This window comes from Nonomuraea sp. GTA35, from assembly GCF_041950525.1.
Classification (GTDB): Bacteria; Actinomycetota; Actinomycetes; order Streptosporangiales; family Streptosporangiaceae; genus Nonomuraea.
In genome coordinates this window covers 849,704-859,873 of record NZ_JBGNUV010000002.1, presented here as the reverse complement: position 1 = coordinate 859,873, position 10,170 = coordinate 849,704, and the positions used below count along the sequence as shown (strand labels likewise).

The following is a 10,170-nucleotide window of genomic DNA, read 5'->3' as shown; positions in this document are numbered from 1 at the left end:
TGTGCATAGGTTTCTTTGCAAAGATAGGCTTGCACAGTCATGCAGATCAAGAGCTTCTCCGCCCGTACGCTCGGCGCGAACGCGCTGAAGTCCTTCGCCCACCCGCTGCGCCTGCGCATCTACCAGCTGCTGGAGGAGCGCGGCCCCTCGACGGCCACCGGCCTGGCCGCCCTGCTCGGCCAGAACACCGGCGCCACCAGCTACCACCTCAGGGAGCTCGCCAAGCACGGCATGATCGAGGTGGTGGCCGGGATGGGCCGCGGCAAGGAGAAGTACTGGCGCGTCACGCCCGGCGGCTTCTCCTACGGCGAGGCGCGCCCCGCCGACCCCGAGGTGGCGGGCGCGCTCGACTACCTGCTCGACGACCTGGTACGCACGCGCGGCGCCGAACTGGCCCGCTGGCGCGAGGAGTCGGCCACGGCGCCCGAGGAGTGGGTCCAGGCCAGCGTGTACGGGCGGCGCTCACTGCGGCTGACCCCGCAGGAGACGGCGCGGATGCGGGACGAGGTGTTCGAGGTGCTGGAGCGGTACCGGGCGCTGTCGGACGGCGGGGGCCGCGAAGGCGCCGGGCACGTCGTCGTGCACTTCGACGTCCTGCCCGTGGGCGCGGGAGACGGCGGCTGACCGGCGGGGCGCGGGTCAGGGGTGCCCGCGCCGATCTCACCCTAGGGATTTCCCTAGGTGCGGCCCTGAAGCCAGGGCTGCGCGCGACGCCGTAGTTTTCTCGGCACCCGGCCTGTCACGAGCAGTGCTCGACCGGCGTAGGAGTCGACCATGGCACGCAGCACCGACGCTGGTGGTGGCGGGACCGCGGACCCTGGGCCTCGCGGCCCTTCCGGCCTCCTGGAACGCTCCAAGGCCGGAGGGCGCGGGACGCTCCCGCGGGCGGCAGGCGGGGGCTCGCCCGCGATCGGGCGCGCCCGTACGCGGCCCCGGCGCGTGCGGTCCAGGCGCGTGCGGCCCCGGCACGTGCGGTCGCGGGGAAGGAGACCGGGCGCGGCGCCGCCGTCGGAGCGGGCAATGTTCGGCGGCGCCGTAGCCCTTACCACTGCGCGAGGCCTCCGGGCCCGCCGGACATAGGGCCCGGAGGGGCGGCGCCCTCGTCCCGGGCTGGTGGGACGGGGGCGCCTGCCCCGCGCCGGAGAAAGCCGGCCGGCGGAGCGGGAACGGGGGAGCGGGAACGGGGGAGCGGGAACGGGGGAGCGGGCCGGGAGAGCAGGCTCAGGAGAGCAGGCTCAGGGCGCGCTCCATCATGGCCTGCGAGGCCGTCTTCGCCGAGCCGCCGTCGAACGGCGGCTGCGGGTCGTACTCGATCATGAGCTGCACGCTCCGCGCCGTCTCCTCGTCCCTCGCCTGCCCCAGCAGCGTCAGCGCCATGTCGATGCCCGCCGACACCCCCGCCCCCGTCACGATCTTGCCGGCGCTGACCACGCGCTCGCTCACCGGCTCGGCCCCGTACCTCTTGAGCTCGTCGAGCACCGCCCAGTGCGAGGTCGCCGGCACCCCCTCCAGCACCCCCGCCGCGCCGAGCAGCAGCGAGCCGCTGCACACGGACGTCGTCCACCGCGTGTGCTCGTGCGCCTGCCTGATCCACCCCACCAGGGCCTCGTCGGACAGCGCGTCGAAGGTGCCGCTGCCGCCCGGGACCACGATCACGTCCGGCGCGGGCAGGTCGGCGTACGAGGCGGTGGCGTTGATCGTGAGCGTGCCGTGGTCGTCGGGGACCGGCCCCGCCTGGCCGGCCACGAACGTGACCGTGCAGCCCGGCGAGAAGGCCAGCACCGTGTACGGCCCCACCGCGTCCAGCGCGGTGAACCGGGGATAGAGCGGGATGGCTACGTTCATGGGCCTCGCCTTTCCTTGGCATGGAATCGTCTGCGGTGGTCGCCGGGCGAGATCCGCCAGTGCCGGCGGAAGACCCGGTAGAGCGTCTCCTGCGTGCCGAGGCCCGCCTGCCTGGCCACCGCGGCCAGGGGGAGACCGGTCACCTCCAGCAGCCGCCTGGCGGTGTCGGCCCGGCTGCGCTCGACGTACCGGCCGGGTGACAGGCCCGTCTGCTCGGTGAAGACGCGGGAGAAGTGGCGCTCGCTCATCCCGGCACGCGCGGCCAGGGCGGGCACGCTGAGGTCGGCGGCCGGGTTCGCGTCGATGTAGGCCTGCAACTCCCTGAGCGGCTCGCTGCGCGGCGTCATGGCCCGCATCGGGGTGCTGAACTGGCTCTGCCCGCCGGGCCTGTGCAGGTACACCACGAGGCCGCGGGCGACGTCACTGGCGAGCGCGTGGCCGTGGTCCCTGGCGACCAGCGCCAGCGCCAGGTCCACGCCGGACAGCACGCCGGCCGAGGTCCAGACGTCGCCGTCCTCGATGTAGAGCGGGTCGGGGTCCACCTCGACGGCCGCGTACCGGCTGCCGAGCTCGCCGGCGGACAGCCAGTGCGTGGTGACCCGCCGGTGGTCCAGCAGCCCTGCCTCCGCCAGCAGGAACGCGCCGTTGCACACCGAGGCCACCCGGCGCGCGCCGGCGGCCAGGCGGACGATGCCGGCGATCAGCTCCCGGTCCTCGACGTGCTCGGGCACGCTCATCCCGCCCGCCACCAGCAGCGTGTCGACCGGCCCCGCGACGTCGCCGAGCGCGCCGGCCATGACCGTGACGCCGTTCCCCGCGGGCACGGCGCCACCGCCGGGTGCCGCCACCTCCACCGCGTAGCCGCCGCCGGGCGCGATCAGTGCCGCCGTCCCGAACACGTCGGCCGGACCGGCCATGTCGAGGAGCTGGAACCCGGGGAAGACGACGATCAGGATCCGTCGCTGCATGTCCTTCATGCTGGTCGCGCGCCCGGGTGGCGTCAACGACACGAATATTGCAGATTACGCCAAGATCATGACGAGAACGCCGAGAGCCCCCGGAGGCAGGATCCGGGGGCTCTCGGCGGCGATGGGCGCTCAGCCCATGTGCGGGTAACGGTGGTCGGTCGGCGGCACGAACGTCTCCTTGATCGCGCGGGCGCTCACCCACCGCGTCAGGTTGAAGATCGAGCCCGCCTTGTCGTTGGTGCCGGACGCGCGGCCGCCGCCGAACGGCTGCTGGCCCACGACGGCGCCCGTCGGCTTGTCGTTGACGTAGAAGTTGCCCGCCGCGAAGCGCAGCCGCTCGGCGGCCGAGGCGACGGCGTAGCGGTCCTGGGCGATGATCGACCCGGTCAGCGCGTACGGGGCGATGCCCTCCATCTGGTCCACGACCTGGTCGTAGTCGCGGTCCTCGTAGACGTGCACGCCGAGGATCGGCCCGAAGTACTCCTTGACGAAGATCTCGTCGGCCGGGTCCGCGCACTCCAGGATGGTCGGCTTGACGAAGTAGCCGACGGAGTCGTCGTAGGAGCCGGTGAGCACGTCGATGTTCGAGGCCGCGCGCGCCCGGTCGATCGCCTCCTTGTGCTTGGCGAACGCCCGGCCGTCGATGACCGCGCCCATGAACGTCGACAGGTCCGCCGCCACGTCGCCCACCGTCAGCGACTCGGCCGTGGCGACGAAGTCGTCACGCATGCGGCTCCAGAGCGAGCGCGGCACGTAGGCCCGCGACGCCGCGGAGCACTTCTGCCCCTGGTACTCGAACGCGCCCCTGACCAGCGCCGTCGTGAGCACGGCCGGGTCGGCGGAGGGGTGGGCGAGCACGAAGTCCTTGCCGCCGGTCTCGCCGACGAGGCGCGGGTAGCCGTGGTAGGAGGAGATGTTCTCGCCGATCGTGCGCCACAGGTGCTGGAACGTCGCGGTCGAGCCGGTGAAGTGGATGCCCGCGAGCGCCGGGTGCGCCAGCGCCACCTCCGACACGGCCTGCCCGTTGCCCGTCACCAGGTTGATCACGCCCGGCGGCAGCCCCGCCTCCTCCAGCAGCCGCATCGTGAAGTGCGCGGCGAACTGCTGCGTCGGGGACGGCTTCCAGACCACGACGTTGCCCATCAGCGCGGCCGACGTCGGCAGGTTGCCCGCGATCGCGGTGAAGTTGAACGGCGTGATCGCCAGCACGAAGCCCTCGAGCGGGCGGTACTCCATCCGGTTCCACACGCCCGGCGAGGAGATCGGCTGGTCGGCGTAGAGCTGACGGGCGTAGGCCACGTTGAAGCGCAGGAAGTCGATCAGCTCGCAGGCCGCGTCGATCTCCGCCTGCTGCACCGACTTCGACTGCCCCAGGACGGTCGCCGCGTTCAGCGTCGCCCGCCACGGGCCCGCCAGCAGGTCCGCGGCCTTCAGGAAGATCGCAGCCCGCTCGTCGAACGACAGCGACCGCCACGCCGGCGCCGCCTTCAGCGCCGCCCCGATGGCGTCCTGCACGTCCTGGGCCGTAGCGTCGTTGGTACGGCCCAGGACGGAGGCATGGTTGTGCGGCTGCACCACGTCGATGGGGGCGCCGCCGCCGAGCCGCTGCTCGCCGCCGATGGTCATGGTCAGGTCGAGCGACGCGCCGGCCAGCTCCTTGATGCGGCCCGCCAGCGTCTCCCGCTCGGCGCTGCCGGGCGCGTAGCCGTACACGCGCTCGTTCGCGGGTGCGGGGACGTTGCTGATGGCATCCATTTACTTACCCCCAAGGGCACGAAGGAAGAAGGCGACGTTGGCCGGGCGCTCCGCGAGGCGGCGCATGAAGTAGCCGTACCAGTCGTCGCCGTAGGGGACGTACACGCGGACCGTGTGACCGGCTCCCGCCAGGGCCTCCTGCCGGTCGGTCCTGATTCCGTAGAGCATCTGGAACTCGTGGTCGCCGATCGTCCTCCCGAAGCGGTCGGCGAGCAGCTCGGTGATCGCGATCATGCGGTCGTCGTGCGTCGCCACCATGGGGTACCCCTTCCCCGCCATGAGGATCCGCAGGCATCGCACGTACGCCTTGTCCACGTCCGACTTGCCCTGGTGCGCCACCGACGCGGGCTCGCGGTAGGCACCCTTGACCAGGCGCACGCGGGAGCCCTCCGAGGCCAGGTCGCGGCAGTCCTGCTCGCTGCGGAACAGGTACGCCTGGATCGCCACGCCCGTCGCCGGGTAGTCCTCGCGCAGCTTGCGCAGGATCGACAGCGTCGAGTCGACCGTGGTGTGGTCCTCCATGTCGAGCGTGACGGTCGAGCCGTTGGCGGCCGCGGCGGCGCAGATCTCGCGGGCGTGCTCCAGCGCCATCGAGTCGTCGAGCCGCTGGCCGACGGCCGACAGCTTCACCGACACCTCGCCCCGGGCGCCGAGCCCGAGCGGCTCGACGGCCTGCAGCAGCGTGATGTAGGCGTTGGCGGTGTCCTCGGCGGCCCGCGCGTCGAGCGTCTCCTCGCCGAGGTGGTCCACGGTGACGGCGAGGTCGGCGTCGCGCAGCCGCTCGATCGCGGCGCGGGCCTCCTGGACGCCCTCGCCCGCGACGAACCGCTGCACGACCTTCTTCGTGAGCGGGAAGCCTGACACGGTGCGGCGTACGACGCCGCTTCTCGAAGCGGCGAGCAGCAGTTGACCCAGCATGGGTTCAGTGTAGAAACCGCAGCTCAGAGGGGGCCATCGACGGGCGTAACGCCGCTTGTGGCAGGCTGTCGTACAAATGCACAACTCGGCTGACCTACAAGAGATCGTCGACGAGATCGCCGCCCGGCTGGGCGCGTCCGCGACGCTGGAGGACCGCTCGTTCCGGCTGCTGGCGTACGGGGCGCAGCACGGCGACATCGACACGGTCCGCCAGGAGTCGATCCTGCGCCGGCGCGCCACGGGGGAGGTGCGCGAGTACTTCGAACGTTACGGCATCGCCAGGGCCGGCGGCCCGGTCAGGATCCCCGCCGACGCCGAGCTCAAGGTGCTGGCCAGAGTCTGCTGGCCGCTGCGCCACGCCGACGTCACCTACGGCTACCTGTGGCTGCTCGACTCCGGCGAGCTGACCGACGAGACCCTGCGCGCCGCCGCGCCGCTCGTCGCCAGGGCCGCCGCCGCGCTCGCCCAGGAGGCCAGGAGCCGCCAGGACCTCGGGCACGGCCTGCGCGCCCTGCTCTCCGCCGACCCGGAGGAGCGGGCCGGCGCCTCCATCGAGGTGCCGGGCCCGGTCGCGGCCATCGCCGTCCGCGAGTCGCAGGAGCGCCTGGCGGCACTCTGGACGCTCCCGCGCGGCGTGCTGGCCCGCGCCGGCTCCCCTGTCGCCCTGCTGGCCCCCGCCCACCTGGCGGCGGAGGTGGCGCAGACCGTGCAGAGCGCGTACGGCACCGCGGCCGGCATCGGCGCCTCCCGCGCCGACCCGGCCGACGCCTGGCTGAGCTGGCGCGAGGCCCGCCAGGCGCTGCGCATCGCCGAGCACTTCCCCCGCCACGCGCCCATCGCCCGCTGGGAGGACCTGGGCGTGCACCGCCTGCTGGCCCGGCTGAGCCAGGCGGACCTGCGCGAGCTGGCCGACGAGACCGCGGCGCTGGACACCGAGCTGGCCCAGACCGTGGAGGTCTACCTCGACCGCGGCGGCCACGCGCAGAAGACGGCCGCCGAGCTCGGCATCCACCGCCAGACGCTCTACTACCGGCTGGGCAAGGCCGAGCGCCTCATCCACCGCGACCTGTCGGACGGCGACGACCGGCTCGCCGTGCACATGGGGCTGAAGGCGGCCCGGCTACGCGCCCACGAGGCTCCGGACGGTCGCCCGGCTACGCGCCCATGAGGCCGCGGGCCGCCCGGCTGAGAGGCCGTTACCGGTCCGGCTGGTGAGGCCGTTACCGGTCCGGCTGACGAGGCTGGAGGTCGCCCGGCCGCGCGCCCGTGCGGCTCCGAGGCGGCCCTGCCGTCACGCGCTCAGGACCTGCCTCAGCGTGACGGCGAAGGCCTCGGGCTGGCCCGGCATGCCGAACTCGTCACCCATGAAGCCCCCGTGGTTGCTGGGGAAGGTCACGGGCTTCGTACCGAGCCGCTCGGCCACGCCCTCGCCCCCGCGATGGGCCATCTCCCCCTCCGACTCGGCGCCGACCCCGATCACGACGCGGGTCGAGGCGGCCCGCAGCGCCTCGAAGTCGGGCTCGTAGTGGGTGCAGGTGATGAGGTTCTGCCCCAGCAGCGCGTCGTCGCGCGACCCGTCGTCCTGCGTCGGCAGGCCCATCATGGCCGGATCCTGCACCGGCAGCTCCTTCGGATCCGCCGGGAACTCGCCGCGGTGGCTCGTCAGCGAGATGAACTGCGCCATCGCCGGCCCGAAGCCCTCACGCTCGTACGTCTGCCGCATGTGCCTGATCGCGGCCAGCGCCCGCTCCCGGTCCGGCAGCACCTTGGCGACCGGCGGCTCGTGCGCCACCAGCGTGCGCACCTGCCCGGGATGCCGCGCCACCAGCGCCAGCGCGTTCACCGCGCCCCCGCTGCTGGCGAAGATGTCGACCGGGCCGCCGCCGATCGCGTCGATCAGCCGGTGCAGGTCGTCGGCGTGCAGCTCGGGCGTCGACTCGGCCAGGCCGTCGGTCCGTCTGCTCCGGGAGACCCCGCGCGGGTCGTACGTCACGACCGTGCGGTCCTCGAAGTGGCCGGCCAGGGTGGTGAATCCGGTCGCGTCCATCGGCGAGCCGATCATGAGCAGGATCGGCTCGCCGCTCCCCTCGGCCTCGCGCACGTCGTAGGCGATGGTGGCGCCGGGCACCTCGAGGGTGTGGGTCTTGGGCTCGGTCATGGGGTGGCTCCTTCTCGTCGGTCGTCAATCTAGACCAGGAAACCGACAGAAACCCATCGGCTCGAACCCCGGCCTCCGCCAGGTGCGTACAACACCGCGAAACCCCATCACGGGTCAGCGAAGCAGGTGCTCTCATGCCGGGCGGACGGGAGGATCCCGGGCAGCGGCCCGGCGCTGAACATGCGCGGCGACCACGCGGCCACCGTCGGCCGGATGCCCTGCACCGCCACCACCTTCGCATGGAGGCGCTGTTCCAGGCGGCAGGGCAAGAACCGCGCTAGCGAGCCTTGTAGACCTTCACCCAGTCCACGTACATCGACACGGTGTCAGGCGTGGCGGAGTCGCGGCAGCGCGGCTCGCACACCACGTCGTTCTGCAGCGCGAGCCCCATCCGCCGCCCCTCCGGCACGTGCGCTCCCCGATAGTCCCAGACCTTCTTCCCGTCCATCCAGAACGTCAGCCGCCCCGGCAGCCAGTCGACCGCCACCGTGTGCCACCGCGTGAAGTCCCCCCGCAGCACCTTCCTGGCACGCCCCTGCCCGCTGTGCACGAAGATCCCGCCGCCCTGCCGCTTCGGGTCGACGATCTCGGCGAAGTTGACCTCGGAGTAGTCCCCGTCCTGGGAGGCCGGCCAGAGCAGCGCCACCGGCGTGTACCCGGCCCCGGCCTCCGCCTTGAACCTGACCTCCCACCGGCCGTACTCCTGGGCGAGCCGGGTCGCCACGCCGCCCGACAGGTCCTTGCCGCCGTACAGGCCGCCCTTCAGCCGCAGCACGCCGTCCGAGACCGAGGCGGCCTTCCCCGTGCGCGGGTTACGCGCGGCCTGGGGCGAGTGGTAGACCATCCAGCGGTTCGTGTCGATCGAGGAGCCGTCGAAGTTCTCCACGAGGACGGGGCGGCCCCAGCTCGCCGAGGTCTGCGCGTGCGCGGCCTGGGGGAGGACGGCCACGCCCGCGAGCGCCACCGCCGCCAGGATCGGACTGCGTGTAGGCATGCGGTCCATCGAAGCAAAGATCTCACTCGGATAACAACCCTTCTGTCCCATCCGTCACTCTGGAGACGGCACGCGGGGCGGTGCGCGGGGCGCCGAGCAGCGAACGGGTCAGGGCCTCGTGGCCGCGCAGCATCTCCTCCAGCGCGACCGTCAGGTGCTCCATGCCGGGCCTGTCCGGGGCGGGCTCGTCGCGCAGGGACTCCAGCACCGCCCGGCGCAGCAGCTCCTTGAAGAACGACGCGGTCATGCCCTCGGTCCTGGTCACCAGCCGCTCCAGGTCCGGTTCGGCCAGGTGGCCGGCGCCGTACAGGCGCAGCAGCGCGGCCCGGCGGATCGGGTCCGGTCTGGGCACCTCCACGGCCAGGTCCACCCGGCCGGGGCGGTCGGCGAGGGCCTCCTCCAGCAGGTCCGCGCGGTTCGTGGTGAGCATGAACGTGACGTCGGCGTCGGCGCCGATGCCGTCCATCGCGTCGAACAGCGTGAACAGCAGCGGGCTGCCCTCCTCGGAGTAGCGGCGCTCGTGGGCGACCAGGTCGACGTCCTCGACCACCACGATCGCCGGCTGCAGGCGTCTGGCCAGGGCCGCGGCGTCGGAGATGGCGCGCAGGGCCGTGCCGGCCATGACCACCACCGTCACGCCCGGCATGCGGCCCATCAGGTAGCGCACCGTGTGGGTCTTGCCGGTGCCGGGCGGGCCGTGCAGCAGCAGGCCGCGCTTGAGATGCTGGCCGCGGGCGAGCAGCGCCTGCGCGTGCCGGCCGATGCCCGCCACGTGCCGCTCGACCGTCTCCAGGACGCCCTCGGGCAGGATCACCTCGTCGGGCCCGAGCGCCGGGCGAGGCAGGAACGCCACCAGGCTGTTGCCCCGGTGCTCCGAGACGCCGAACGTGAGGATCTGGCCGCGCATCACGTCGTGCCGGCGCATCAGCCGCTCGATCTCCTCCCGCGCGGCGGTGGCGCTCGTCCGCGACGCGGCGATGACCTCGACCCTGCAGCCCTCCCTGCCGAACATCTCGGCCGGCCCGCGCAGGCCGAGCACGATGGGCGTGCCGTCCGGTGCGACGGTCTCGACCAGGCCGAACGTCACGACGTCGATCGTCTGGTCCGGGCCGATCGCGGTGGTGGCGTAGTCGACCGCGCCGATCTCGAAGTGTTCGAAGCCGCGCCTGGACATGGTCAGGATGTCGATCGTGTCGCTGTGCGCCCGGCCCTGCCCCGACACGCCGTACCAGGCGGGCTCGCCCCTGGTCTCCAGGTAGGCGTCCACGCCGCGCTGGAGGCTGGCGTGCTCCCAGTTCTGGAAGGACTGCGTGACGCACACCAGGTCCTTCAGCGCGCAGGACAGGTGCTCCGTCACCCTGGCCGCCAGCTCGGAGGTCGGCTGCGACTCGTCGATGACTCTGTGGGCGTCGTGGAAGAGCTTCTGGAGGGCGTGGGCCAGCGCGTGCGCGTCTTGGAGGTCCATGCGCGCACGATCGCACACGGGGGATGGTCTGGAAATGGCGCCGGCAGGTGGCCACCGCCACCTGCCG

Annotated in this window: 9 protein-coding genes; 2 read left to right on the top strand and 7 right to left on the bottom strand. The window is 72.8% G+C overall.

Going from position 1 to position 10,170, the window contains the following annotated elements; all coding sequences use genetic code 11:
• The first annotated feature begins 39 nt into the window (after positions 1-39).
• Complete coding sequence (locus ACBJ32_RS10590; RefSeq protein WP_375126572.1) at positions 40-624, top strand: ArsR/SmtB family transcription factor; 585 nt, start codon at positions 40-42, stop codon at positions 622-624.
• 597 nt (positions 625-1,221) lie between these two features.
• On the opposite strand, the gene ACBJ32_RS10585 is transcribed toward ACBJ32_RS10590, so the two are convergent.
• From ACBJ32_RS10585 to ACBJ32_RS10570, 4 genes are all read right to left on the bottom strand, one after another.
• The gene (locus tag ACBJ32_RS10585) at positions 1,222-1,845 is read right to left on the bottom strand and encodes a DJ-1/PfpI family protein (protein ID WP_375126571.1); all 624 of its coding nucleotides are present in this window, start codon (positions 1,843-1,845) and stop codon (positions 1,222-1,224) included.
• Positions 1,842-2,813, bottom strand: coding sequence for a GlxA family transcriptional regulator (locus ACBJ32_RS10580; protein WP_375126570.1), 972 nt, complete (start codon positions 2,811-2,813; stop codon positions 1,842-1,844). The genes ACBJ32_RS10585 and ACBJ32_RS10580 overlap by 4 nt, the downstream gene beginning before the upstream one ends.
• Positions 2,814-2,942: 129 nt before the next feature.
• Positions 2,943-4,568, bottom strand: coding sequence for an L-glutamate gamma-semialdehyde dehydrogenase (gene pruA, locus ACBJ32_RS10575; protein WP_375126569.1), 1,626 nt, complete (start codon positions 4,566-4,568; stop codon positions 2,943-2,945).
• A complete protein-coding gene (locus ACBJ32_RS10570; protein ID WP_375126568.1) occupies positions 4,569-5,486 on the bottom strand; it encodes a proline dehydrogenase family protein in 918 nt (305 codons plus the stop codon).
• A gap of 76 nt (positions 5,487-5,562) precedes the next feature.
• On the opposite strand from ACBJ32_RS10570, the gene ACBJ32_RS10565 reads away from it, so the two are divergent.
• Entirely contained in the window at positions 5,563-6,654 is a 1,092-nt protein-coding gene (locus tag ACBJ32_RS10565) for a helix-turn-helix domain-containing protein (RefSeq protein WP_357866260.1), read from the top strand.
• Between the two features lie 123 nt (positions 6,655-6,777).
• Here the strand turns inward: ACBJ32_RS10565 and ACBJ32_RS10560 are convergent, their stop codons facing one another.
• The 3 genes from ACBJ32_RS10560 to ACBJ32_RS10550 all read right to left on the bottom strand — a co-directional run bounded on the left by ACBJ32_RS10560 (position 6,778) and on the right by ACBJ32_RS10550 (position 10,103).
• Positions 6,778-7,644, bottom strand: a complete 867-nt coding sequence (locus ACBJ32_RS10560) for an alpha/beta fold hydrolase (RefSeq protein ID WP_375126567.1) — start codon at positions 7,642-7,644, stop codon at positions 6,778-6,780.
• 277 nt (positions 7,645-7,921) lie between these two features.
• A complete protein-coding gene (locus tag ACBJ32_RS10555; RefSeq protein ID WP_375126566.1) occupies positions 7,922-8,638 on the bottom strand; it encodes a glycoside hydrolase family 16 protein in 717 nt (238 codons plus the stop codon).
• Positions 8,639-8,660: 22 nt separating this feature from the next.
• Positions 8,661-10,103 (bottom strand): AAA family ATPase, encoded by a 1,443-nt coding sequence (locus tag ACBJ32_RS10550; protein WP_375126565.1) that lies wholly within the window; start codon positions 10,101-10,103, stop codon positions 8,661-8,663.
• Between the last annotated feature and the right edge of the window lie 67 nt (positions 10,104-10,170).